A 24,670-nucleotide genomic window follows, 5' to 3' on the forward strand; every position below is an offset into this window, starting at 1 on the left:
GGCCTTTTTCTTTTTTACTCCGGGCGAGGTAACGGCTTGGCAAAATCCGGCCTTGCCGTAGAATTCCCTACCTTTGATAAATCCATCACCGTAAACCTATGGGAGACACTGGTGGAAACTCGCTTTATTCAAGCTCACCGCGAGGCGCGCTGGGCCCTCGGCCTGACGCTGCTTTATCTGTTGGCCTGGTCGCTGGCTGCCTATCTGCCGGACAGCGAATCCGGTATTACCGGCCTGCCACACTGGTTCGAAATGGCCTGCCTGCTGGTGCCGTTGTTGTTTATCGGCCTGTGCTGGCTGATGGTCCGCGGCCTATTCCGCGATATCTCGCTGGAGGACGGCGATGCAAACTGAAGTCATTCTGCCGCTGGTCGCCTATCTGGCGCTGGTGTTCGGGCTGTCAGTTTATGCCTACAGCCGACGCCAAACGGGCAATTTCCTCAGTGAGTACTTCCTTGGCAGCCGCTCAATGGGTGGCTTTGTGCTGGCCATGACGCTGACGGCGACCTATATCAGCGCCAGTTCGTTTATCGGTGGCCCTGGTGCTGCCTATAAATATGGATTGGGCTGGGTGCTACTGGCGATGATCCAACTGCCGGCCGTATGGTTATCACTCGGTGTGCTTGGCAAGAAGTTTGCCATTCTGGCGCGGCGCTACAACGCAATCACCCTCAACGACATGCTATACGGCCGTTACCAAAGCCGACTGCTGGTCTGGCTGGCCAGCCTGAGCCTCTTGGTGGCGTTCCTGGGTGCCATGACGGTGCAGTTTATCGGCGGCGCACGTTTGCTGGAAACCGCTGCCGGTATCCCTTACGACACCGGCCTGCTGATCTTTGGCCTCAGCATCGCGCTATACACCGCCTTCGGCGGTTTCCGCGCCAGCGTGCTAAACGACGCCATGCAAGGATTGGTGATGTTGATCGGCACCGTGCTGTTGCTGGTTGCGGTGATCCACGCCGCGGGTGGCCTGCACAGCGCCGTAGATAAACTGCAACAAATTGATCCCGCACTGGTGTCACCGCAAGGCGGTGAACAGATCCTTAGCCTGCCGTTTATGGCCTCGTTCTGGATCCTGGTGTGCTTTGGTGTGATTGGCCTGCCGCATACTGCGGTGCGCTGCATTTCGTATAAAGACAGCAAAGCGGTACACCGCGGCATCATCCTCGGTACCATGGTGGTGGCGGTGCTGATGTTCGGCATGCACCTGGCCGGTGCGCTGGGCCGTGCAGTGCTGCCGGATCTGAAAATCCCGGATCAGGTGATCCCTACGCTGATGATCACCGTGTTGCCGCCGTATGCTGCCGGTATCTTCCTGGCCGCGCCGATGGCGGCAATCATGTCGACCATTAACGCTCAACTGCTGCAATCTTCCGCCACTATTATTAAAGATCTCTATCTTCGCGTGCGTCCTCAGCAAATGCAGAACGAGCGTTTGATCAAGCGCTTCTCCAGCCTGACCACGCTGGTGCTTGGCCTGCTGGTGCTGCTGGCGGCCTGGCGGCCACCGGAAATGATCATCTGGCTGAATCTGCTGGCGTTTGGCGGCCTGGAGGCCGTCTTCCTGTGGCCGCTGGTATTGGGCCTGTACTGGGAACGCGCTAACGCGCAGGGCGCCCTTAGCTCAATGGTGACAGGTGCGGTATGCTATACGCTATTGGCCAGCTTCAAGCTGCAGTTGGCGGGGCTCCATCCTATCGTGCCTTCACTGCTGCTGGGCTTGCTGGCGTTTTATATCGGTAACGTCGTCGGCGAAAAACGCCGAGTGGCGTCATCATTACCCTCTTAAAGAGAATTGTTATGCCTTGGATCCAACTCAAACTGAATACTACCGGCAGCCAGGCAGAAGACCTGAGCGATGCACTGGTTGAAAGCGGTGCCGTATCGGTGACCTTTCAGGACACCCACGACAACCCGGTGTTCGAACCGCTGCCAGGCGAGACCTTGCTGTGGGGCGATACCGATGTGATCGGGCTGTACGATGCTGAAACCGACATGACCGACGTGGTGGCAATGCTGGAACAGCATCCATTGCTGGGTGCCGGCTTCCGCCACAAGATCGAACAACTGGAAGACAAGGACTGGGAACGTGAGTGGATGGATAACTTCCACCCAATGCGCTTCGGCGATCGTCTGTGGATTTGCCCAAGCTGGCGTGATGTGCCCGATCCTAACGCGGTCAACGTGATGCTGGACCCAGGTCTGGCGTTCGGTACCGGCACCCACCCAACCACCGCGCTGTGTCTGCAATGGCTGGACGGCCTCGATCTGGCCGGTAAAACCATCATCGACTTCGGCTGTGGTTCAGGCATCCTGGCGATTGCTGCCCTGAAGCTCGGTGCAGCACGCGCTATCGGCATCGATATCGATCCCCAAGCCATTCAGGCCAGTCGTGATAACGCACAGCGTAACGGCGTTTCAGAGCGTCTGGAGCTGTATCTGCCAAAAGACCAACCTGCAGACTTGCTGGCTGACGTGGTCGTCGCAAACATTCTGGCTGGCCCATTACGCGAGTTGGCGCCGCTGATCGGTTGCCTGCCAAAGTCGGGCGGCTATCTGGGGCTGTCAGGCGTATTGGCCACGCAGGCAAGCAGCGTGGCGCAAGCCTATGAAGACAAATTCACTCTCGATCCGGTCGCGGAACGTGAAGAATGGTGTCGTATCACGGGCCAGCGTAAGTAATCAGAAAGAGTACTCTGATAAAAAACCACCGGTAACTTAGAGCGTTACGGTGGTTTTTTTATTCTGTCTTATCACGCAATGGCGATGTCCTTATGCGCCAGTGTCACCACGGAAGTGTCACCTGAAACGACAGACTCTTCGCCAGAATGTCCACCCAGCAATCTCAGCATAATTAGGTCAATTCTCAACGGAATCGCCTGATAGATGCCGTATATTGCGGCCTATCTCTGGCTGAATCGAGACTCATTACAGATAAAATTCTGTTGTATGGGGAATATTTTACCGCATACAAATTAAGCACTTTTCGTCAACTCATTGTTAAATATATATAATATTTTTATGAATCCTGACAAAGCGCATTTTGATTGCCGAATAACGGCCAATTGGTCAAAGTTTGGCCTTTCATCTCAACGCAAAAATGCGTAATATACGCGCCCTTGCGGACACAGTATGGTTACTCTTTGTCTATGCGCATTGGACACCACCAGCTTACAAATTGCCTGATTGCGGCCCCGATGGCCGGCATTACAGATCGCCCATTTAGAACCCTATGTCATGCAATGGGTGCTGGGATGGCTGTATCCGAAATGCTCTCCTCCAATCCGGAGGTGTGGCGGACGGATAAGTCGCGTCTGCGTATGGTACATAGCGATGAACCCGGGATCCGTTCCGTGCAGATTGCCGGATGCGACCCAGATGATATGGCTGCCGCTGCACGTATTAACGTGGCCAGCGGTGCGCAGATCATCGACATCAATATGGGATGCCCGGCCAAAAAAGTGAACCGGAAGCTTGCAGGGTCTGCATTGCTGCAGTACCCGGATCTGGTTAAACAGATCCTCCACGCAGTGGTTAATGCTGTGGATGTGCCGGTTACGCTTAAGATTCGCACCGGCTGGGCGCCAGAACACCGTAACTGTGTAGAGATTGCCCAACTGGCCGAAGATTGTGGTATACAAGCCCTGACTATTCATGGCCGAACCCGTGCCTGCCTGTTCAACGGCAACGCGGAGTACGACAGCATTCGGGCAGTTAAGCAGAGTGTTTCCATTCCAATTATCGCGAATGGAGACATTACTGACCCGCATAAAGCCAGAGCAGTGCTCGACTACACTGGGGCTGATGCCCTGATGATAGGCCGCGCTGCTCAGGGGAGACCCTGGATCTTCCGGGAAATCCAGCATTATCTGGACACTGGGGAACTGCTGCCCCCTCTGCCGCTTGGCGAGGTTAAGCGTTTGTTGATAGGGCATATTCGGGAATTGCACGGCTTTTATGGCCAAGGCAAGGGATTCCGAATTGCTCGTAAGCACGTATCCTGGTATCTCCAGGAGCACGCCCCGAATGACCAGTTTCGGCGCACATTCAACGCCATAGAGGATGCCAGCGAACAGCTGGAGGCGTTGGAGGCATATTTCGAAAATCTTGCGTAACAAAAAAGAGCTGACAGAACTATGTTCGAACAACGCGTAAATTCTGACGTACTGACCGTTTCTACCGTGAACTCACAGGATCAAGTGACTCAAAAGCCTCTGCGTGACTCGGTTAAACAAGCACTGAAGAACTATTTTGCTCAACTGAATGGTCAAGACGTTAACGACCTGTATGAGCTGGTATTGGCTGAAGTTGAACAGCCACTGTTGGACATGGTGATGCAATACACCCGTGGCAACCAGACCCGTGCCGCCCTGATGATGGGCATCAACCGTGGTACGCTGCGTAAGAAATTGAAAAAATACGGCATGAACTGATACTAGTCAGTTAGCATGTTGAAAAGGCGCAACCTCGCAAGAGGCGGCGCCTTTTTCTTATTCGGCGTTATATCAATCGTCTGTCAATACGAATGAGAATATTCGTATGCCACTCTACCTTTAGAGCTCGTATTCTGTGATAGAATACACATTCCTAGAGCCGCCTTCGCTGGCCTACAGCCATCCTTCCGAAGCCTGATAGCAGCGCGAACCGCCCTTCGAGTGTAAAGATTTAGTCAATTATGGAATCTGGCTAAACGATAGTGATGTCTGGGTGTCTGAGTGGTTGTATCGCAAGTGAGTGGATCCTTATGCGTTACAGGTTGCTGCCCCCTTAATGCATAAATGAGTTTATATGAAGCGTCCGCAAAAATTCAAATTGGCCTTGCTGCACCCGCGCTACTGGTTTACCTGGTTCGGTTTGGCTTGCCTGTTCCTGCTGGTTCAACTCCCCTACCCACTGCTGCACAAACTGGGTGTGTGGATGGGCCGCACCTCGATGCGGTTCCTTAAACGTCGGGTTTCCATTACCCGCCGTAACCTGGAACTGTGTTTCCCAGACATGGAAGAAGCGCAACGCGAGCGCAAAGTGGTCGGCAACTTCGAATCCCTCGGTATGGGCCTGCTGGAAACGGGCATGGCTTGGTTCTGGTCAGATAAACGCGTCAAACGCTGGTTCAACGTTTCCGGTATTAATCACCTGAAAATCGCACAGCAGAATCAGCGTGGCGTTCTCGTCATTGGCGTGCACTTTATGTCACTGGAGCTGGGCGGCCGTGCCATGGGGCTCTGCCAGCCAATGATGGCAATGTACCGCCCACACAACAATAAAGCGATGGAGTGGGCGCAAACCAAAGGCCGCATGCGTTCCAATAAAGCCATGCTCGATCGCAAAGATCTGCGCGGCATGGTTCAGGCTCTCAAACGCGGCGAAGCCGTGTGGTTCGCTCCGGACCAAGATTACGGCCCACGTGGCAGCGTGTTCGCTCCGCTGTTTGCTGTCGATCAAGCCGCCACCACCAGCGGTACCTTTATGCTGGCACGCATGGCCAAACCCGCGCTGGTGCCGGTCGTCTTGATTCGCCGTGAGAAAGGCCGGGGTTATGATTTATTGATCCAACCGGCACTGGAGAATTACCCTATTGGCGATGAGATCGCCGCAGCGGCATACATGAATAAAGTGGTGGAGCAAGAGATCATGCGCGCACCAGAACAGTATATGTGGCTGCACCGCCGCTTCAAAACCCGTCCAGCCGGTGCCCCGTCGCTCTACTGAGCCAACACTCGACTCCCCAAGCCCGGCAAACGCCGGGCTTTTTTGTGCGCAGCGTTTGAAAACCTGAAGATTGGCACTCAGCTTTACTGTAATCTCCTTTTTTACCCGCACAGGAAAAGGAAATGATGAAAGCTCAAGTTCGCATTGCTCTGGTCGGCGATTACCTGCCTCAGGCTGTCTCTCACCAAGCCATCCCGATTGCTCTTCAACTCACTGCTGCACACCTTGACGTCGATATTCAATCCCGCTGGCTACCTACAGAGACCATTACCGATACCTCAGTGCTGCAAGATTTTGATGCAATCTGGGTAGTGCCTGGTAGCCCATATAATCATGATGACGGCGCCTTCATGGCAATCCGCTATGCGCGTGAGCAAAACATCCCCTTCCTGGGCTCCTGTGGCGGATTCCAGTATGCCATTGTGGAATACGCCCGTAACGTCATGGGTTGGCACGATGCTGGCCATGCAGAAACTGACAGTGGCGGTCGATTGGTCATCGCGCCTCTGAGCTGTTCGTTGGTCGAAAAGAGCGGCACTATTATTTTCCAACCGGGTACGCTGGCTGCCCGCACTTACGGCAAGCTTGAAACGCATGAAGGCTATCACTGCAATTTTGGTGTTAATCCCGAGTTTGTCGCCGATTTACAGCAACATCCTCTCATTATCAGCGGCCACGACAGCGAAGGTGATGTGCGATCGGTGGAGCTACCAGGGCACCGCTTTTACGCTGCCACTTTGTTCCAGTCCGAACGGGCCGCATTACGCAACGAACTGTCCCCGCTGGTCGTGGCATTGATCAAAACCGCAGCCAACGTTTAATCAACAAAGATTGAGATATAGGGGCCATGCCATCATGGCCCCATTAATAATGGCACTTTCTCAGACCAGCAGTAAATTGACTTATTATAAAAACATATTGTTCATTCCAATTTAATTTAATTGTCATTTTTATGCCCCCCGCTAGATGCACAGACATGAAAAACTCATCAATAATTAAATAAGTGGATAAAACTCTTATTTATTACCAAATAATATATCATTAGCAACTCTGATGCTTAAAGTGATTGGAATATCTATCGACGACATCCTGGCAGTGTTCAAATAGGTAACCTGGTACGCACGTTCACTTTTCACTGCCGAAAAACTCGAGATAAAATCGACATCAGCCATCGATACATTGCAGAATAAACCTCCCCCACCGCCAATGCTTAAGTGAAAATAAAACCATTAAAAACAACCAATTAAACAAAATCACGCAAGCTAGCCATCATTTCAAATCGGCATTATCCAGTTAAAAAACAATTTTTAATTCCCATTAATAACATGACTAATTATTAATAACGGAATAAGAAATATGTAAACAATTAAATGAATTATATGTGCATACTGAATTATTTATTCAGACAATTAAAAATATTTAATGTAAAATTGGGCGGATTTAATATCACCTCTTATAATGTTCGAGTACTTACCGACTACGCATCTATTTAAGTCGATTCTTTCCTGTATTTTGGAGGTGGTTCCGTGTCCGCTTATTCTCTCACGACGGTACAACAGGCCGTATGGTTAGATCAGACCTTAAACCCTGATATTCCACTGTATAATGTAGGGTGCCTCTGGCGCGTGGATAAAGAGATTTCTTTCCCACTGTTTAAAGAAGCTATCCAGTATATTCAACAGCAGCATGACGCGTTACAAACCGCGCTGAAGGAAACACCACAAGGCGTCATTCAACGCCCACTCAGTCAAAAATCCATTGAACTTCACTACAACGATTTTTCGCACCAGGAAGATGCAGCCAGTCAGGCCCAGAACCATCTGCGAGAAATATTTATCCAACCTTATCAACTCTATGAAGACCTGCTATGGCGTTGTCATTTGACCAAAATAGATGATTCAACAACGCTATGGTTATTGGCGTCTCATCACCTAATTGCGGATGGCACGTCGATCTCGTTATTAAGCCGAATGATTATGGATCGGTATAAGCAGCTAAAACTGGGGCAGAAGAGTGAAATAAGCCACTCACGCTACAGCGATTTCGTGGTTAGCGATCTTGCCTACCTTCAGTCATCACGCTATCAGCGCGATCGGGATTGGTGGCTCGAACGCTTTGCAGCAGCCCCGCCATCCGTATTGGAACGCCGCCCCAATTACACCGAGCAACAAACCTATCCCAGCAGCCAAATCATCAAGCGTTTACCGCGAGAACGCTTCTTGCAGTTGGAGCGCTATGCCGCTCATCACGGTGGCTCGGCAATGCACTTCATGGTGGCTCTGCTTGCCAGTTGGTTCGCGCGCATTTGGCAGGTGGATAATGTCACCATCGGTGTGCCGGTGCATAACCGCAGCACCAGCGATCATAAACAGACGCTGGGCATGTTCTCCTCCATGATCCCGCTTAATATCAACGTGGACGTGCAAGAGCCCTTTTCCCATCTGTTACAGCATATTGGCAGCGAGCTGCGTAAATGCTACCGCCATCAGCGGTTTCCTATCGCCGAACTTAACCGCCAACTGAATTTGCACCAACAGGGAAGACGCCAGCTATTTGACATCAGCTTTTCGTTGGAAGTCTTCCCGACAGACATTGAGCTGGAGGGGAGTCAGTTTAAAGTTGAGAACATGCATCATGGCTATGAACAATTGCCATTGGGCATCTACCTACGTCACTACCACCCAGGCGATGACCCTGTATTGGAGTTTAATCTCAATCAGGCTTGGTTTAGTCATGAAGACGGTGAGCGCATTGCCAATCGCGTCGTCCAAATACTCGATACCTTGTTAGACGGCGATGCTAATCTGCCCTTGGGGCAACTGCCGCTGTTACTGCCTGCTGAACAGCAGCATATTTTTCACGAATGGAATAACACGCAGCAATCCTGGGCCATGCCGCAGGGCATTCATCAATTTCTAGAACAACAGGTATTACGTACACCAAACGCGCCTGCGCTGAGCTATGAGCGGCAGCAGATAAGCTATTTGCAGTTGAACCAGCAGGCAAACCAGTTGGCCAGTTTTCTACGCCAGCAAGGGACGCAGCCTGATGACCGCATCGCCGTTTGCGTCAATCGCAGCCCTGAAATGGTGACAGCGCTGTATGCCATTTTGAAGTCTGGCGCAGCTTATGTCCCTATTGATCCCGATTATCCGCAAGACCGTTTGCGTCATATGCTGCAGGATTGCGGTGCAAAATACATCCTGATCGACCCGGCGGGCGAACAGGCATTGAATCCCATCTGCGATGTCGCTATTCCACGGCTGCACCTGCAACATGATAGCCATCTGTGGCAACAAGAACCCAAGGACAATCTTGCACCGCCAGGGTCTGACCCACAGCGCAGCCTGGCGTATGTGATCTATACCTCAGGTTCGACCGGGAAACCCAAGGGCGTCATGAATGAACACCGCGGAGTTATCAACCGCCTGCTCTGGATGCAGCACGCTTATCCGCTGACGCACGACGATGTGGTATTGCAAAAAACACCGTTCAGTTTTGACGTGTCCGTCTGGGAGTTCTTCTGGCCGCTCATGGTCGGCGCACAGTTAGCCATTGCCAAACCTGGCGGCCATCAAGACCCCGACTACCTCAGTAGCTGTATCGCACAACACCGCGTAACCACACTGCATTTTGTCCCCTCAATGCTGCAATTGTTTCTGCGTCACGGCGAAATGGCGCAGTGTGATTCCTTGCGCCGTATCATGTGCAGTGGCGAGGCATTGCCACTTGCCACCGTGCACCGCTGCCTGCAACATTTACCCCAGGCGGAATTGCACAATCTCTACGGACCAACGGAAGCCGCCGTGGATGTATCCAGCTGGCAATGCCACCCCAATGACGAACGGGCATTGGTGCCTATTGGCAAACCGATCGCCAACACGCAACTCCATATTCTGGATGCTCAGTTACAACCCCTTCCGCCTGGGGTTGCTGGCGAATTACATATCGGGGGTATTCAGGTTGCACGCGGTTACCTGAATCGGCCAGAGCTAAACGCCGAACGTTTTATTGCCGATCCTTTCAGCGCTGATCCTCAGGCTCGTCTGTATAAGACGGGTGACCTTGCCCGCTGGTTGCCGGATGGCAACATTGAATACCTGGGCAGAAATGACTTTCAGGTCAAGATCCATGGGGTGCGCATTGAACTGGGTGAAATAGAGCAGCAACTACGCCAATGCGAAGGCGTTGAAGACGCCGCAATACTGGCGAGAGAAGATGGGCATGGAGGAAAACGCCTGGTGGCTTATGTCGTCGCTTCGGATGAGGGCTCGCACTCAGCACAATGGCGCCTTCAGTTACAGCAACACTTGCCCGATTACATGGTGCCTTCCACCTTTGTCAGGCTCAAGGCTCTGCCACTGTCACCCAACGGTAAGTTAGATCGCAAAGCCTTGCCGGCCCCCGCACCGCTCACACAGGTTTCGTTGCAATATGAAGCCCCTCAAACCGCATTAGAACAACAGCTTGCTGCATTGTGGTCGGAATTACTCGGCGTCACGCAGATTGGTCTGGACGATGATTTCTTTGAACTCGGTGGCCATTCGCTGCATGCCATTCAACTTTTGGTCAAACTGAAGCGCTGTGGGTATCCGGTGGTGATAAAAACCCTGTTTGCTCACCCAACGTTGCGCGCGCAAGCTCGCGCATTGACGGCAGAAACAGTCTCTGATGCCACCGCCCCGATTTCTGCTGCGCCTCTGCAGCAGTTGCTGGCGCGGCTAAATCAAACCAATTTTAACTTTAAACAGGTGATGCGCCTTAATCGGACCATTGCCGCCGACGATATCTGGATGGTTCATCCTGCAGTAACCGGGTGCGATATTTACCATGATTTGGCGATCTCGCTCGAGGGGGCTTTCAACGTCTTGGGGATCAACAATCACAATTTGTTTATCCACCCGCACATCACCTCATTGCGCGAATTGGCATCCCATTACCTTGGCCATATGAAGCTGTCACCTACCCGCCCCGTGCGCCTATTAGGGTGGTCACTTGGGGGGCTGATTGCTCTGGAAATGGCCGCGCAGCTTGAAAGCCGAGGCTTCCGTGACATCCAGGTATTTTTGCTGGATACCTTCTATCAAACGGCCTTCCAGATCCGCAGCGAGCCAGGGTTGCTGGCGGCTATGCTGGCCATGCTGGGCATTGAGGGTGACGCTGCCGCCAGAGCATTGCGTGCGGAGCCGACCGAGCTATCCCTGAATAAGGAGACGCTCAGCGCCCCCTTGCAGCACGCACGCATCACGCTTTTCAAGGCAACGGAAGACGTGAACTTGAGTATGACCGACCAGGGAGATGGGCAGGAACTTTTGGCGATTGCGGACAACGGACTGTCTTCGATTAGTCACCATTTGCACATACAGCCTCTGGCCTGTAACCATCACTCCATTATTTTCAGCCATGACGAAATCGGCCGCGTGTTACGTGAGTCCACACGCTCTCCCGCTATACCGACCGACATTCGTTGACCTAACCAACAGCCTGCGGCGCATCTTGCGCCGCAGGTTTACCACATCCATTGTCCAATCAAGGGGGCGGCAATAACTGTAATAATCCCCGCTAACATCATCACCAGACTGGATACAACCCCCTCTTCTTGCCCCATTTCATACGCCTTTGCCGTGCCGGCACCGTGCGAAGATGCTCCTAACCCAGCCCCCTTCGCAAGGCGACTGCGCACCGCCAGCCGCAAAAACAGGATGTCGCCCACCGCCATGCCAAACACCCCGGTGATCACAACAAACAGGGCTACCAGATCCGGTTGCCCCCCCATTTGCTTGGCAGCCTCCAGCGCAAATGGCGTGGTGATCGAACGCACAGCCAGACTGCGCTGAACCTCTTCCGGCAGCGTCAACAAACGCGCCAGCCATACCGAGCTGTAAACCGCAACCAACACCGCCGTCAGTACCCCAGCACTGAGAGACAACCAGTGACGGCGGATAATATGCACGTTCTCGTACACCGGTACCGCAAAGGCGATAGTGGCGGGGCCTAATAACCACAGCAGCCAGTGCGTTTCGCCAATGTAATCCTGATATGAGGTATGGGTCACCACCAGCAACAACACCAGGATCATTGGCGTCAGGACCAGCGGCATCAACAACAGAGTACGGCGGCGGCGATAAAGCCTTTTATTGGCGAAATACAATGCCAATGTCGCCAAAAAACAGAGAACACTGAGGATAAAATCATTCATCGCGCTGCTTCCGGCGACGTAACCAAATCTCCAGACGGTAGACACGATCAACCACCAATCCGGTCGCCCCCAGCGTCAACATGGTGCTGATCGCAATCACCAAAAAAATCTTCCAGCCTTCCACCATCAATAATTGGGCATAGTTGACTACGGCGACCACTGCCGGTACGAAGAACAGCAGCATCTCAGCCAGCAACCAGCGAGAACCGGCCTTAACCCAGTTCAACGGCAAAATGCGCAGCAGGATCAACGCCAACATCATCAACATGCCGACAATATTGGCAGGCAGCGGCAGATGAAACTGTTGCACGAGCCGATCGGCAATCAGAAATAGCCCCGCATACAACGCAACCTGGATCGGCACCTGTAGTCGATTCAATACGCTGGGGGCAGCATGGCGTAACGCCAGTAACATGGAAACCAACCTCAAACAAAAATTCACGGTTTACAGTATACGCAGCCAGGAAACCTGGCCTGAAATGAATTAAAATCATTAATATCATGCCATCAGGGAATAGTTTCCCGCCGGTATTGCCCCTGAGGAGAACCCAACGTGGATGTCCGCACTCTGCGCTACTTCGTGGAAGTCGTGCGCCAGCAAAGCTTTACCCGCGCAGCGGAAAAGCTGTTCGTCACACAACCAACCATCAGCAAAATGCTACGTAATCTGGAAGAGGAACTGGAGTGCACGTTGCTGATCCGCGAGGGGCGTAAACTGCATCTGACCGACAGCGGCCAGGCGGTATACCAGCGTGGGCTGGCAATCCTCGATGAATTTCGCCAGTTGGAGGCGGAGCTGGAAGACATCAGCTCCGTCAAAAAAGGCGTGCTGAGACTGGGTATCCCGCCGATGGTTGGCCGGCAGATCGCCGATTTGATCCGCCAGTTCCGCCAAACCTATCCCGGCATTGAGCTGAAAATTTCCGAGTTGGGTGGGTTATCGGTTGAGCAAGCCGTGATGTCGGGCGAGCTGGATTTGGCAATGACCATATTACCGGTTGATACGGAACAGCCGCTGACGTTCTTGCCGCTCCTCGACCATCCGATGTGTGTCGTCACACCGCGCACCCCACACTGGCTTAATCGCACCAGCATTAATATCACCGAATTGGCCGAATGGCCGATCCTGATTTATAACGAAGACTTTTCACTGTACAAAATGTTGATGAAGGCTTTCCGCCAGGCGGGTTTTGAGCCACAAATTGCCGTGCGCAGCGGGCAGTGGGATTTCTTGGCTTCAATGGTTCAGGCCGGAGTCGGTATCGCCACCTTACCGGAGCCGGTTTGTCAGTGGCTGGATAAGGAAAACCTGATCTGGCTGCCCCTGGAGCCGCGTATGGAATGGAAGGTCGGATTGATCTGGCGTCAAGGCAATTACCTGTCGCACAGCGCCCAGGCGTGGATCGCCTGCTGCCGCGACTACTGGCCACCCACCAAGTAAAAAGGGCCGCTTCCGCGGCCCGTTGGCGATTACCCTTCGCGCTCGATCAACAGCGCTTCCAGCAGGTCGAGATCGTGCAGCAGTTTTTGCAGCGTCTCATTGCTGATTTTCTGCGTGGCACGCAGATGGTACAACTCACCCCGCTCCGCACGCAGCGCCGTCAGGCGGAAGCGTCGTTCGAGGTTTTCAAGCATCAGCGCATTTTCGATATCGTCTTTGGTGGTGATACGCCGCCGCAGCGTTCCCACCACGCGCGAGCTAATCTCTTTCAACACCTGAGGATCAATGTTTTCTTCGGTATCAACGGCCAACCGTTCTTCCATTTTGTTGATACTTTCGATCGCCACTTCAGCCGCCATAGCAATCGCCATCCGTTCTTCACTCTTGCTGACGCTCTTGTCTGCCACCTGCACCCCGCGCAATAACAGCGGTAGCGCCATGACGCCGGCAATCAGCGAAAGCAAGATTACCCCGGCGGCAATAAACACAAGCTGGTAACGTGCCGGGAAGGCCGTACCATCACTCAACAGCAAGGGAATCGACAGCACACCGGCTAACGTAATCGCCCCACGCACTCCGGCGAAGGATGCAACCCAGAGTTCACGGGTACTGAAATCACCAAACTGCAACGGCCGTTTTTTCATAAAGCGGCGGCTGGCGTTTTTCATCAACCATAGCCAGGTGAAACGCAGCACCAGCAACGCGGCGTAGATAATGGCCACATCGGCAAACAGGTACCAGGTCTGAATGGTCGGATCCAGCTCTGCCTGCAAGATAGAGGTTTCCAGGATCCCCGGCAGTTGCAGGCCCAACATGATGAAGACCATGCCGTTAAACACAAACTCCAGCATCGCCCAAACGCTGTTGGCCCGCAGGCGCATCGCCAGCGGGGCGTTGCGGATCACGCCAGACTGGCTGATGGTCATCCCCGCAGCAACGGCGGCCAAGATGCCAGAAACGCCGATGTGTTCGGCAATCAAATACGAGGCGAAGGGTAATAACAGCAGGAACACGATTTGCGTCGCCGGGTCATCCCCACTCCAGCGGCTCATCACACGCAACGATTTACTGTAGAGCCAAGTGACGGCGACCCCAGCCAATAGGCCGCCAATCGCCACTTTGAGGAATTCGAGCGTCGCGCCCCCGACGGTAAACACCATGGTCCCCATCGCCACTGCAATCGCAAATTTGAGTGACACCAGGCCGGACGCATCATTCATCAGCGCCTCGCCTTCCAGCACGCCCATGATCGGCTTCGGTATCCGCCCTTTACCAACAATACCGGACAGCGCCACGGCATCGGTGGGTGACAATACGGCAGCCAGCGCAAACGCCGCCACCAGCGGGATACCCGGTACCATGGCGTAAATCAGGTAACCGACACCAACCACAGTAATCAACACCAGCACCAGCGCCAGGCCCAGGATTTCGCGTCCGTGGTGCAGGAATTCTCGCGTGGGGGTTTTCCAACCATCAGCAAACAGCAAGGGTGGAATAAACAATACCAGGAACAATTCAGGGTCGAAATCGACGTGTAACCCGAAATGCGGCCAGGCCAGCAGGGCCCCGATACCGATTTGCATTAACGGCAGTGGTACCTGGAACGGCAACATGCGCGTCACCACCCCTGACAGGGAGACCACCAAAATTAAAATGAGGATTGTAAAAAAGATTTCCATGCTTTCCTTAGACTCTAGGGTTCAGACTGCATCTCTGAGTATGCCCCGATAGTAGATCACTTTTTTTACAGCGGTTAAAGCTTGTTGTGCCTTTCAAATTGCAGCACAGACAGAAGGAGACTTATCTGAAGCGGAGATAAAACATCCCCCGCCGAATCGACGGGGGAAACGACAATGCGATTAAATCGCCCAGCCACCGGCATAGAACGCCACCAGGGCCACCGCGATCACGACGGTGCCAATATTCAGTCGGCGCCATTCGCCCGAGAAAATACGACCGATGACCAATGCGCTAAAGCCCAACATGATGCCGGTAACGATGTTACAGGTCAGCACGATAAATACCGCACACAGAAGGCCGGACATGGCATCAACAAAGTCGTTGAAGTCCAGTTTGGTCACGTTGCTCAACATCAGCAGGCCAACATACATCAGCGCAGGTGCGGTAGCATAAATCGGTACCAGATAAGACAACGGCGACAAGAACAAGATCAACAGGAACAACAGGCCGACTACGGTCGCCGTCAGGCCGGTTTTGCCCCCCGCCGCAGTACCCGCAGCAGACTCGATATACACTGCCGCCGGGGCTGCACCTACCAAACCGGAAAAAATGCTGCTCAGGGAATCCGACGTCAATGCTTTGCCGCCGTTGATGATTTGCCCGTCTTTATCCAACAGGTTAGCCTGACCAGCCACCGCACGAATGGTCCCGGTCGCATCAAACACCGCGGTCATCACCAATGCCAACACGCTTGGCAATACCACAGGCTGCAATGCCCCCATGATATCAAGACTGAAGATCAATGATTTGCCGTTAGCATCCGTCAGGCTAGGCATCGCGAACAAGCCCTGATATTTCACCGCCGGGTCAAACAGCAGACCAATGATCGAAATGACAATGATCACCAGCAGAATGCCACCGGGCACACGCAGCTTTTCCAAGCCAAAAATCACCGCCAGCCCGAGCAAGGTCATCACAACCGGGAAGGACGTAAATGCGCCCAGCGCCACAGGCAAACCGTCCAGCGGGTTCTTCACCACCAGGCCCACACCGTTCGCGGCGATCAACAACAGGAACAGACCAATGCCAATTCCGGTACCATGCGCCACGCCCATCGGCAGATTACGCAGGATCCAGGCACGAATACCGGTTACCGAGATGATGGTAAAGAGTACGCCCATCAGGAATACCGCGCCCAGCGCCACTGGAATGCTGATGTGTTGCCCCAGCACCAGGCTGAAGGCGGTAAACGCGGTCAGTGAAATCGCACAACCGATAGCCATTGGCAAATTCGCCCACAGCCCCATCAGTAACGATCCAAGACCGGCGACCAAACAGGTCGCGACAAACACCGCCGTTGGCGGGAAACCCGCCTTGCCGAGCATGCTCGGTACGACGATCACCGAATAAACCATCGCCAGGAAGGTGGTTAACCCCGCTACCACTTCCTGACGCACGGTGCTGCCACGCGCAGAAATATTAAAATAACCATCAAGCCCGCCTTTTGGTTTAACGGCGTTGTTCGCTTGAGAATTCGACATGTTGCTGTCCCCTGTGTTTCATTGCCAGCCCGTTTCAAAAGGCTTGTTGTTCCGCCCACGCATGTTTATTACGGTATCGTTTCCGTCACGTTCGCGTCCTTGCCCTTTACGCATGCTGCCAACCGGCATCACATATAAGGCAAACGTTTAACTCCCATTGCGTGAAACGGGTGATTTATGGTGGTTTATTCAAGGCAAACGATTATCCAGCCTTCTACACCCTCTGATCAACCAAAGATCGCGGCAATTCATGCAAAAAGCCTGGGGAACTATCATTATCGAAAATACGGTTTTTGTCCCATAGGTAAATCCGATGGGAATGCCCCCCAAAAATGGGGGGCCGAAACAGCTACTGCGCCCGCGCTGCATTTTCATCCATGTACATCAGTTCCCAGATATGTCCGTCAAGATCCTGGAAACCATGCCCATACATAAAGCCGTAATCTTGCGGTTGGTTATAAGTATTACCGCCGGCGGCGATCGCCTTACGCACCACATCGTCTACCGCTGCCCGATTAGGCTGCGACAAACATATCAGCACCTCAGTCGCCTTCCTGGCATCGCTAACCGGATTCGGGGTGAACATTTTGAATTTTTCGTGGGTAAGCAGCATCACATAAATGCTGTCGCTGACCACCATGCAGGCGGCGGTGTCATCGGTAAACTGTTGATTAAAGCCGAAGCCCAGCTGGGTGAAAAAAGCAACAGATGCGGGCAGATCGCCCACCGGCAGGTTAACAAAAATTTGCGTAGCCATGGGCTACCTCCGATGAAGAGTGACCTCATCGAGTATAGCCCATCGTCTTAACTCAGCAGGTCATAAGGTCCCCCCTGATCCAGAGCGCGCTGATAGGCTGGACGTGAATGAATACGCTGCAGATAACCACGCAATTTCGGGCAAGCGTCCAGTGCGCCGCGCGCCGCCATCGCTTCCAGCGGGAAGCTCATCTGGATATCCGCCGCGCTGAACTCATTACCGACAAACCAGGTATTTTTGCTCAGGTGTTGTTCCAGATAGTCGCAATGCGGCGCGATCTGTTTGTCCAGGTACTCACGCTGCACGCCTTTGCCAATCGCCCCCGCGACGGGCCTGAGCAGCCAGGGTATGGGTGGCTGACCCAAGCGGCTGAACACCAATTTCATCACCAGTAATGGCATTAGCGAACCTTCGGCATAATGCAGCCAGTATCGGTACTGCTGACGGGCATGGTAATCGGTGGGAATAAACTGCCCCTGCGCATCGTAGGCTTCCTGCAGGTATTCAATAATGGCACCGGATTCCGCCAGCGTCAGATCGCCATCGACAATCACCGGCGACTTGCCCAACGGATGGATCTTCTTCAAGGCTGGCGGCGCCAACATAGTCTGTGGATCACGCTCATAGCGCTGTACCTGATAGGGCACATCCAACTCTTCCAAAAACCACAGAATACGCTGCGAACGCGAGTTGTTCAGATGGTGAACAATGATCATGAGGACGCTCCTATCCGTTGCCACACCAATTCGCCGATCTGCACGCCGTTACCAAGCTGCAGCGGTACCGTACGCAGTTGGAGACGATCGCCGGAGAAATGATAAAAGCGCTCCTGCCGGCTACCGATCCAATTGGGGAACGAGCTGCCTTCAACCTGATGCACTACCCGCTGGTCGCTCTCATCCACCTGATAGCGACCAAAATAACAAATCATATTGATAAAGGCGGCGTGGGTTTCCTGGTCAGTGCCCTGCGCCAGATCGTCGGCGACAAAGCATGGCCGGGTAGCGCTATATAGCTGCGCCGCCATGGTGCCATTGGGCTCGTAGTTAATGCGACCCAGCACCTGCTCGCCCAGCGGGTGATTGACCCTGCCGTCCTCCCCTTTGAAGACAGAAGACACCAATGACCAGCTGCCAATAAACGCGTTAACTGACATGCCATTTACTCCTCTAAGGTTCCTGCTTACTCAAAGGGTAGTGGCGATTTTTCCGGTACGCCAGCGCAAGTCGCGTCGCTCAGAAATAAGTCAATTTATTTGATAGAGATTATCAAAACTCTCCGATTTTCTATTCAGCCGCGTCAGCCTATTATCTAACACATCGAGAGAAGACAACCTCTCAACCCTAAAATACCCTGAGGAATGAATCATGAAAAACATCAAAATTTTTGCTACTGCTCTACTGCTGACTACCGCTTCTTTCGCTAGCGTTGCCGCTGACCAACTGACCAGTCAACCTGCTGCCGACGCCCAGAAAATCGGTGTCGTATCCGTTAGCGGTGCCTCTAACCTGAGTGCATTGGAAAGCGAATTGGCTAGCAAAGCTGCAGCGTCAGGCGCCAGCTCTTATCGCATCATTGCTGCCGGCGGCCAGAACAAACTTTACGGTACCGCAGAGATTTTCAACTGATCGTCAGACAGTTAACTGACGGAAGAAAGAAGCCCCGAAAGGGGCTTTTCTCGTTTCTAGCGGGCGTCAAAACGGGCGGCCAGCTTCTGCTGTCGGAATTGTTCGGTAATGTAATCGACGAACACTCGGGTTTTGGTTGGCAAGAACTTGGTGGTAGGGAAGTACAGGCACAGGCTACCGCGGTCGACATACCAACCTGGCAATACCCGCATCAAGCGGCCACTTTCCAGAAAGGGCAAGGCATTTGGCATACTGATGAGTGCAATACCCAGCCCCATTTCCGCCGCCCGGGTCGCCGCTTCTGGCTCATTCACCGTCATTTTTATTGCCATAGCCGGTACGCGTTGCTCGTTATCTGCATTTCGCAACGGCAAGTTGCGGATTCGCCCTGTTTGCGGCGAACGGATAAAAATACCCGCATGTTCCGCTAACTGCTCTGGCTGCTGAAGTCTCGGGTGCCGCTGCAGATACTCGGCAGAAGCGACCAGGACGCCGTGTGCGGGCGCCAGTTCACGGGCGATCATCCCCTGTGGCAGCTCGATGCCCCCGCCCATTGCCACATCGAAATGCTCACCGATCAGGTCCACCTGACGATTATCAAAATGCCAGTCTGGAACAATCGACGGATAACGGGCGAGAAAGTCCGGCAACAGTGGCAGCACAAAATGCAGACCAAAGGCGGTGCCCATACTGACCTTCAACGTCCCAACGGCGACCCCACCACTGCTGCTCACCCCTTTTAATGCACATTGGATCGACAGTAAACCGCTGCGAACGTCCTGCAAAAAACGCTCACCCTCTTCGGTCAGGGTCAATTTGCGTGTATTACGCTGAAACAGCCGCACGCCCACCAGCGTTTCCAGTTTGGTAACGTTCTTCCCCACCGCGGCAGAGCTGATACCCAGCTTGCGGCCAGCAGCGGAAAAACTGCCACTCTCTGCACTGCTGACAAAACATTCCAGATGACCAAGCATGGTTTTCCCGCTGATTTCAAACCTATGGTTTACTCTGATTATAGCTCTTTTGGGCTAGTTACCGATCCGCGCTTCTCCGATACTGAACCGGTAGATTCTTTAACCTCATCCCCACTTTGGAGAAACATCATGTCCGCAACTCTCTCTTTGAAAGGCAAAGTCGCATTCGTTCAGGGCGGTTCACGTGGCATTGGTGCCGCCATTGCCAAACGTCTGGCGCGCGAAGGCGCCGCCGTCGCATTAACCTACGTAGCCTCTGCTGATAAAGCCGATGCGGTGGTCAATGACATCATTTCCGCCGGAGGCAAAGCCCTGGCCATCAAGGCTGATAGCGCCGACGCTACCGCACTGCAACAAGCGGTACGCCAGGCCGTAAATAGCTTCGGCAATCTGGATATTCTGGTGAATAACGCCGGCGTGCTGGCGATGGGCAGCACCGAAGAACTGCCGCTGGAAGATCTTGATCGCACTCTGGCAGTTAACGTACGCAGCGTGTTTGTCGCCAGCCAGGAAGCCGCCCGCCATATGAATGACGGCGGCCGCATCATCAATATTGGCAGCACCAATGCTGAACGTATGCCTTTTGCCGGCGGCGCAGTCTATGCCATGAGCAAATCTGCGCTGGTCGGCCTGACCAAAGGTATGGCACGCGATCTCGGCCCGCGCGGTATCACCGTCAATAACGTTCAGCCCGGCCCTGTAGATACTGATATGAACCCAGCCAACGGTGATTTCGCCGAGCAGTTGAAAGCGATGATGGCGATCAGCCGTTATGGTAAAGATGAAGAGATCGCCAGTTTCGTCGCTTACCTCGCCGGCCCTGAAGCGGGATATATCACCGGCGCCAGCCTGAGCATTGACGGCGGCTTCTCGGCTTAATCTTTCTCAGAAAAGCAAAAAGCCCCTTTCGGGGCTTTTTTATTGGCTTCAGGCAACGGATATCAGAAAGGAATATCGTCGTCGAAGTCCATTGGTGGTTCGTTGCTGCTGGCAGCCGGTGCATTGTTCTGCGCTGGACGAGCTTGCTGACCACCGCTGAACTGGTTGCCACCCTGTGGCTGCTGAGGTTGGCCCCAACCGCCCTGGCCACCGGAAGCCTGGCCGCCGCCTGCTGGAGCACCGCCGCCTTGACGGCCGCCCAGCATCTGCATGGTGCCACCAACGTTAACCACAACTTCGGTGGTGTATTTTTCTACGCCAGCCTGATCGGTCCATTTACGGGTCTGCAGAGCGCCCTCGATGTACACCTGGGAACCTTTACGCAGATATTCGCCCGCCACTTCAGCCAGCTTGCCGAACAACACAACACGGTGCCACTCGGTCTTTTCTTTCTGCTCGCCAGTTGCCTTGTCACGCCAGCTTTCGGAGGTTGCCAGGGTAATGTTGGCCACTGCACCGCCATTCGGCATGTAACGGACTTCCGGGTCTTGGCCCAGATTCCCGACCAGAATTACTTTGTTTACGCCTCTGCTGGCCATGAGAACTCTCCTGATGATTGATTTTTACACAGTATAAACGAGTAAGTTTAACACGCTCAGCCTGAAACGACACCCGTGTTGATTACTGCGTCTTGTATTCCAGAATTGTCCTTTCGATCGACTTGCTTGCATTCATGTACTGGATATTCATTCAGGTTTTTTTGTGTCATAATTATGCGTTTCGTACTGGCTGTGCCGGTTTTTTGCGCGTTCGATCACAAAACAACCTGTAAATAACCCAGACAGGCGCGGTGTATCATCAAGACGGGAAGTGTAAATGGATAATATCGAAGTTCGTGGTGCTCGAACCCATAATCTCAAAAACATCAACCTGATTATCCCGCGTGACAAGCTGATCGTCGTCACCGGCTTGTCCGGTTCAGGCAAGTCCTCGCTGGCCTTTGATACTCTGTATGCTGAAGGGCAGCGTCGCTATGTAGAATCGCTCTCCGCCTATGCACGCCAGTTCCTTTCGCTGATGGAAAAACCGGACGTCGACCACATTGAAGGTCTGTCACCGGCGATCTCCATCGAGCAGAAATCGACCTCGCATAACCCACGATCCACGGTCGGTACCATCACCGAGATCCACGATTATCTGCGCCTGTTGTTTGCCCGCGTCGGCGAACCACGCTGTCCGGAACACCATGTACCGCTGGCGGCGCAAACTGTCAGCCAAATGGTGGACAACGTACTCAACCAGCCGGAAGGCAAACGCCTGATGCTGCTGGCGCCGGTCGTGAAAGACCGCAAGGGCGAGCACACCAAAACGTTGGAAAACCTGGCGAGCCAGGGCTACATCCGTGCCCGTATCGACGGTGAGGTGTGCGATCTGTCCGATCCGCCTAAGCTGGAATTACAGAAGAAACACACCATCGAAGTGGTCGTTGATCGCTTTAAAGTGCGTGACGATCTGTCTCAGCGTTTGGCAGAGTCGTTCGAGACGGCGCTGGAGCTGTCCGGCGGTACCGCAGTGGTCGCCGATATGGACGACGAGAAAGCGGATGAGCTGCTGTTCTCCGCCAACTTTGCCTGCCCAATCTGCGGTTACAGCATGCGCGAACTGGAACCCCGTCTGTTCTCGTTCAACAACCCAGCCGGTGCCTGTCCGACCTGTGATGGTCTGGGTGTACAGCAGTTCTTCGACCCGGAACGCGTGGTGCAAAACCCCGAGCTTTCGTTGGCCGGTGGCGCAATCCGCGGCTGGGATCGCCGTAATTTCTATTACTTCCAGATGCTGCGCTCATTGGCAGAACATTACGCGTTCGACGTTGAAGCCCCCTTCAACAGCCTGGACGCCAACGTGCAAAAAGCAGTACTCAGCGGTTCCGGCAAAGAGTCGATCGAATTCAAATACATTAACGATCGCGGTGATACCACCGTGCGCCGCCATCCGTTCGAAGGCGTACTGCACAACATGGAACGCCGCTATAAAGAGACCGAATCGAGCGCAGTCCGTGAAGAGCTGGCGAAGTTCATCAGCAACCGTCCTTGCGCCTCCTGCCACGGCACCCGTTTACGCGAAGAAGCACGTAACGTGTTCGTTGAAGACACGACGCTGCCGGAAATCTCCGATCTCAGCATCGGTCACGCGATGACGTTCTTCCAGAACATGAAGCTCAGCGGTCAACGTGCCCAAATCGCTGAGAAAGTCCTGAAAGAAATTGGCGACCGCCTGAAGTTCCTGGTGAATGTCGGCCTGAATTACCTGTCGCTGTCACGCTCGGCAGAAACATTGTCCGGTGGCGAGGCACAGCGTATCCGTCTGGCCAGCCAGATTGGTGCTGGCCTGGTGGGCGTAATGTACGTACTGGATGAACCCTCGATTGGCCTGCACCAGCGCGACAATGAACGCCTGTTGGAAACCCTGATCCACCTGCGTAACCTCGGCAATACGGTGATCGTGGTAGAACACGATGAAGACGCCATCCGCGCCGCGGATCACGTGATCGATATCGGCCCCGGAGCCGGTGTTCACGGTGGCCAGGTCGTGGCAGAAGGCACCGTCGAGGACATCATGGCACAGCCGGAATCACTGACTGGCCAGTTCCTCAGTGGCAAACGTGAGATTGCCATTCCGGAACAACGCGTCCCCGCCGATCCAACCAAGGTGCTGAAGCTGAGCGGCGCACGGGGTAACAACCTGAAAGACGTAACGTTGACACTGCCGGTGGGACTGTTTACCTGCATTACCGGGGTTTCTGGCTCCGGCAAATCAACGCTGATCAACGACACGCTGTTCCCGATCGCGCAACGCCAACTCAACGGCGCCACCATTGCCGAACCGGCTCCCTTCCGTGACGTCAACGGTCTGGAGCATTTCGACAAGGTTATCGATATCGATCAAAGCCCGATCGGCCGTACGCCACGTTCCAACCCGGCAACCTACACCGGTATCTTTACCCCGGTACGTGAACTGTTCGCCGGCGTGCCGGAATCACGCAGCCGCGGCTACAACCCTGGCCGTTTCAGCTTTAACGTTAAGGGTGGCCGTTGCGAAGCCTGCCAGGGCGACGGTGTGATCAAGGTCGAAATGCACTTCCTGCCGGATATTTATGTGCCGTGCGACCAGTGCAAAGGCAAACGCTATAACCGTGAAACGCTGGAAGTGAAGTACAAAGGCAAAAGCATCCACGAAGTGCTGGAGATGACCATCGAAGAAGCGCGCGATTTCTTCGATGCCGTACCGGCATTGGCGCGTAAGCTGCAAACCTTGATGGAAGTCGGCCTGTCGTATATTCGTCTTGGTCAGTCAGCGACCACGTTGTCCGGCGGTGAGGCACAGCGCGTCAAACTGGCGCGTGAACTGTCCAAACGCGGCACCGGCCAAACGCTGTATATTCTGGATGAACCTACAACCGGTTTACACTTCGCCGATATTCAGCAACTGCTGGCGGTGCTGCATCAATTGCGCGATCAGGGCAATACCATCGTGGTCATTGAACACAACCTGGACGTGATTAAAACTGCGGACTGGATTGTCGACCTGGGGCCGGAAGGCGGCAGCGGCGGCGGTGAAATCCTGGTTGCCGGTACACCAGAAACCGTGGCCAACTGCGAAGCGTCGCATACCGCGCGTTTCCTCAAGCCATTACTGAAGAAGAAGTAACCCTGCCCGGCGGGCCGTTCCTGTGACGGCCCGCGCTATTACCCGTTTCGGTAAAATTGAACAGAAACAGGCAAGATTTAGACATTTTCAGGCATTTCCCTCCTCGCTCACCGCTTTTATCATCAATGTTCCCTCTGTGGCCCCTTGATATACT

Annotated in this window: 21 protein-coding genes; 12 read left to right on the top strand and 9 right to left on the bottom strand. The window is 53.8% G+C overall.

Translation table 11 applies throughout. From position 1 onward, the window contains the following. Positions 1–111 precede the first annotated feature (111 nt). From AC2FCQ_RS11000 to AC2FCQ_RS11035, 8 genes are all read left to right on the top strand, one after another. Complete coding sequence (locus AC2FCQ_RS11000) at positions 112–354, top strand: YhdT family protein (RefSeq protein WP_209637623.1); 243 nt, start codon at positions 112–114, stop codon at positions 352–354. Continuing rightward, positions 344–1,789 carry a sodium/pantothenate symporter gene (gene panF, locus AC2FCQ_RS11005; protein WP_490307864.1) on the top strand — a complete coding sequence of 482 codons (1,446 nt, stop codon included), beginning with the start codon at positions 344–346 and terminating at the stop codon, positions 1,787–1,789. Before AC2FCQ_RS11000 ends, panF begins: the two co-directional genes overlap by 11 nt. 11 nt (positions 1,790–1,800) lie before the next feature. Next, positions 1,801–2,682 (top strand): 50S ribosomal protein L11 methyltransferase, encoded by an 882-nt coding sequence (prmA, locus tag AC2FCQ_RS11010; RefSeq protein WP_490307862.1) that lies wholly within the window; start codon positions 1,801–1,803, stop codon positions 2,680–2,682. A 467-nt stretch (positions 2,683–3,149) separates the two neighbouring features. Next, the gene (dusB, locus tag AC2FCQ_RS11015; protein ID WP_037416196.1) at positions 3,150–4,115 is read left to right on the top strand and encodes a tRNA dihydrouridine synthase DusB; all 966 of its coding nucleotides are present in this window, start codon (positions 3,150–3,152) and stop codon (positions 4,113–4,115) included. Between the two features lie 21 nt (positions 4,116–4,136). Then, positions 4,137–4,433, top strand: a complete 297-nt coding sequence (gene fis / locus AC2FCQ_RS11020; protein WP_000462905.1) for a DNA-binding transcriptional regulator Fis — start codon at positions 4,137–4,139, stop codon at positions 4,431–4,433. A 355-nt stretch (positions 4,434–4,788) separates the two neighbouring features. After that, positions 4,789–5,709: a kdo(2)-lipid IV(A) palmitoleoyltransferase gene (gene lpxP / locus AC2FCQ_RS11025; RefSeq protein WP_209637060.1), complete on the top strand. Its 921-nt coding sequence runs from the start codon at positions 4,789–4,791 to the stop codon at positions 5,707–5,709. A 122-nt stretch (positions 5,710–5,831) separates the two neighbouring features. Further along, positions 5,832–6,530, top strand: coding sequence for a CTP synthase C-terminal region-related (seleno)protein (locus tag AC2FCQ_RS11030; RefSeq protein ID WP_490307833.1), 699 nt, complete (start codon positions 5,832–5,834; stop codon positions 6,528–6,530). A gap of 705 nt (positions 6,531–7,235) precedes the next feature. Next, entirely contained in the window at positions 7,236–11,180 is a 3,945-nt protein-coding gene (locus tag AC2FCQ_RS11035) for a non-ribosomal peptide synthetase (protein WP_490307832.1), read from the top strand. Positions 11,181–11,218: 38 nt separating this feature from the next. On the opposite strand, the gene AC2FCQ_RS11040 is transcribed toward AC2FCQ_RS11035, so the two are convergent. After that, positions 11,219–11,908: an LrgB family protein gene (locus tag AC2FCQ_RS11040; RefSeq protein WP_490307830.1), complete on the bottom strand. Its 690-nt coding sequence runs from the start codon at positions 11,906–11,908 to the stop codon at positions 11,219–11,221. Then, complete coding sequence (locus AC2FCQ_RS11045; protein ID WP_209637053.1) at positions 11,901–12,323, bottom strand: CidA/LrgA family protein; 423 nt, start codon at positions 12,321–12,323, stop codon at positions 11,901–11,903. The genes AC2FCQ_RS11040 and AC2FCQ_RS11045 overlap by 8 nt, the downstream gene beginning before the upstream one ends. 138 nt (positions 12,324–12,461) lie before the next feature. Between AC2FCQ_RS11045 and AC2FCQ_RS11050 the strand changes: the two genes are divergently transcribed. Further along, on the top strand, positions 12,462–13,349 hold the full coding sequence (locus AC2FCQ_RS11050) for a LysR family transcriptional regulator (RefSeq protein ID WP_265556951.1): 888 nt from the start codon (positions 12,462–12,464) through the stop codon (positions 13,347–13,349). 29 nt (positions 13,350–13,378) lie between these two features. On the opposite strand, the gene AC2FCQ_RS11055 is transcribed toward AC2FCQ_RS11050, so the two are convergent. From AC2FCQ_RS11055 to AC2FCQ_RS11075, 5 genes are all read right to left on the bottom strand, one after another. Continuing rightward, entirely contained in the window at positions 13,379–15,028 is a 1,650-nt protein-coding gene (locus AC2FCQ_RS11055) for a Na+/H+ antiporter (RefSeq protein ID WP_209637049.1), read from the bottom strand. Positions 15,029–15,208: 180 nt separating this feature from the next. Then, positions 15,209–16,570, bottom strand: coding sequence for an NCS2 family permease (locus AC2FCQ_RS11060; RefSeq protein ID WP_209637047.1), 1,362 nt, complete (start codon positions 16,568–16,570; stop codon positions 15,209–15,211). Positions 16,571–16,919: 349 nt separating this feature from the next. Beyond that, positions 16,920–17,327 carry a VOC family protein gene (locus tag AC2FCQ_RS11065; RefSeq protein ID WP_209637045.1) on the bottom strand — a complete coding sequence of 136 codons (408 nt, stop codon included), beginning with the start codon at positions 17,325–17,327 and terminating at the stop codon, positions 16,920–16,922. A gap of 47 nt (positions 17,328–17,374) precedes the next feature. Continuing rightward, complete coding sequence (locus tag AC2FCQ_RS11070; RefSeq protein ID WP_265556950.1) at positions 17,375–18,043, bottom strand: glutathione S-transferase family protein; 669 nt, start codon at positions 18,041–18,043, stop codon at positions 17,375–17,377. After that, positions 18,040–18,483 (bottom strand): lipocalin-like domain-containing protein, encoded by a 444-nt coding sequence (locus AC2FCQ_RS11075; RefSeq protein WP_209637041.1) that lies wholly within the window; start codon positions 18,481–18,483, stop codon positions 18,040–18,042. The genes AC2FCQ_RS11070 and AC2FCQ_RS11075 overlap by 4 nt, the downstream gene beginning before the upstream one ends. Before the next feature lie 211 nt (positions 18,484–18,694). On the opposite strand from AC2FCQ_RS11075, the gene bhsA reads away from it, so the two are divergent. Beyond that, positions 18,695–18,955, top strand: coding sequence for a multiple stress resistance protein BhsA (bhsA, locus tag AC2FCQ_RS11080; protein ID WP_209637039.1), 261 nt, complete (start codon positions 18,695–18,697; stop codon positions 18,953–18,955). Positions 18,956–19,011: 56 nt separating this feature from the next. On the opposite strand, the gene AC2FCQ_RS11085 is transcribed toward bhsA, so the two are convergent. After that, positions 19,012–19,929, bottom strand: coding sequence for a LysR family transcriptional regulator (locus AC2FCQ_RS11085; protein ID WP_490307829.1), 918 nt, complete (start codon positions 19,927–19,929; stop codon positions 19,012–19,014). Between the two features lie 129 nt (positions 19,930–20,058). On the opposite strand from AC2FCQ_RS11085, the gene AC2FCQ_RS11090 reads away from it, so the two are divergent. Further along, positions 20,059–20,808, top strand: coding sequence for a 3-oxoacyl-ACP reductase family protein (locus AC2FCQ_RS11090; protein ID WP_490307828.1), 750 nt, complete (start codon positions 20,059–20,061; stop codon positions 20,806–20,808). A 62-nt stretch (positions 20,809–20,870) separates the two neighbouring features. Here AC2FCQ_RS11090 and ssb1 read toward each other — a convergent pair whose 3' ends face one another. Further along, positions 20,871–21,407: a single-stranded DNA-binding protein SSB1 gene (gene ssb1, locus AC2FCQ_RS11095; RefSeq protein WP_020837150.1), complete on the bottom strand. Its 537-nt coding sequence runs from the start codon at positions 21,405–21,407 to the stop codon at positions 20,871–20,873. 277 nt (positions 21,408–21,684) lie between these two features. On the opposite strand from ssb1, the gene uvrA reads away from it, so the two are divergent. Next, positions 21,685–24,516: an excinuclease ABC subunit UvrA gene (gene uvrA, locus AC2FCQ_RS11100; protein ID WP_209637033.1), complete on the top strand. Its 2,832-nt coding sequence runs from the start codon at positions 21,685–21,687 to the stop codon at positions 24,514–24,516. Positions 24,517–24,670 lie beyond the last annotated feature (154 nt).

This window comes from Serratia sp. CoH_134_PS_4, assembly GCF_058190535.1.

What these genes read in the sequence shown, in the direction of transcription:
- AC2FCQ_RS11040 (WP_490307830.1), bottom strand. Translation starts at nt 11,908, where the DNA reads ATGAATGATTTTATCCTCAGTGTTCTCTGTTTTTTGGCGACATTGGCA.
- AC2FCQ_RS11070 (WP_265556950.1), bottom strand. Translation starts at nt 18,043, where the DNA reads ATGATCATTGTTCACCATCTGAACAACTCGCGTTCGCAGCGTATTCTG.
- AC2FCQ_RS11085 (WP_490307829.1), bottom strand. Translation starts at nt 19,929, where the DNA reads ATGCTTGGTCATCTGGAATGTTTTGTCAGCAGTGCAGAGAGTGGCAGT.
- ssb1 (WP_020837150.1), bottom strand. Translation starts at nt 21,407, where the DNA reads ATGGCCAGCAGAGGCGTAAACAAAGTAATTCTGGTCGGGAATCTGGGC.
- AC2FCQ_RS11065 (WP_209637045.1), bottom strand. Translation starts at nt 17,327, where the DNA reads ATGGCTACGCAAATTTTTGTTAACCTGCCGGTGGGCGATCTGCCCGCA.
- AC2FCQ_RS11030 (WP_490307833.1), top strand. Translation starts at nt 5,832, where the DNA reads ATGATGAAAGCTCAAGTTCGCATTGCTCTGGTCGGCGATTACCTGCCT.
- lpxP (WP_209637060.1), top strand. Translation starts at nt 4,789, where the DNA reads ATGAAGCGTCCGCAAAAATTCAAATTGGCCTTGCTGCACCCGCGCTAC.
- AC2FCQ_RS11045 (WP_209637053.1), bottom strand. Translation starts at nt 12,323, where the DNA reads ATGTTACTGGCGTTACGCCATGCTGCCCCCAGCGTATTGAATCGACTA.
- AC2FCQ_RS11055 (WP_209637049.1), bottom strand. Translation starts at nt 15,028, where the DNA reads ATGGAAATCTTTTTTACAATCCTCATTTTAATTTTGGTGGTCTCCCTG.
- uvrA (WP_209637033.1), top strand. Translation starts at nt 21,685, where the DNA reads ATGGATAATATCGAAGTTCGTGGTGCTCGAACCCATAATCTCAAAAAC.
- AC2FCQ_RS11075 (WP_209637041.1), bottom strand. Translation starts at nt 18,483, where the DNA reads ATGTCAGTTAACGCGTTTATTGGCAGCTGGTCATTGGTGTCTTCTGTC.
- prmA (WP_490307862.1), top strand. Translation starts at nt 1,801, where the DNA reads ATGCCTTGGATCCAACTCAAACTGAATACTACCGGCAGCCAGGCAGAA.
- bhsA (WP_209637039.1), top strand. Translation starts at nt 18,695, where the DNA reads ATGAAAAACATCAAAATTTTTGCTACTGCTCTACTGCTGACTACCGCT.
- dusB (WP_037416196.1), top strand. Translation starts at nt 3,150, where the DNA reads ATGCGCATTGGACACCACCAGCTTACAAATTGCCTGATTGCGGCCCCG.
- AC2FCQ_RS11060 (WP_209637047.1), bottom strand. Translation starts at nt 16,570, where the DNA reads ATGTCGAATTCTCAAGCGAACAACGCCGTTAAACCAAAAGGCGGGCTT.
- fis (WP_000462905.1), top strand. Translation starts at nt 4,137, where the DNA reads ATGTTCGAACAACGCGTAAATTCTGACGTACTGACCGTTTCTACCGTG.
- AC2FCQ_RS11090 (WP_490307828.1), top strand. Translation starts at nt 20,059, where the DNA reads ATGTCCGCAACTCTCTCTTTGAAAGGCAAAGTCGCATTCGTTCAGGGC.
- panF (WP_490307864.1), top strand. Translation starts at nt 344, where the DNA reads ATGCAAACTGAAGTCATTCTGCCGCTGGTCGCCTATCTGGCGCTGGTG.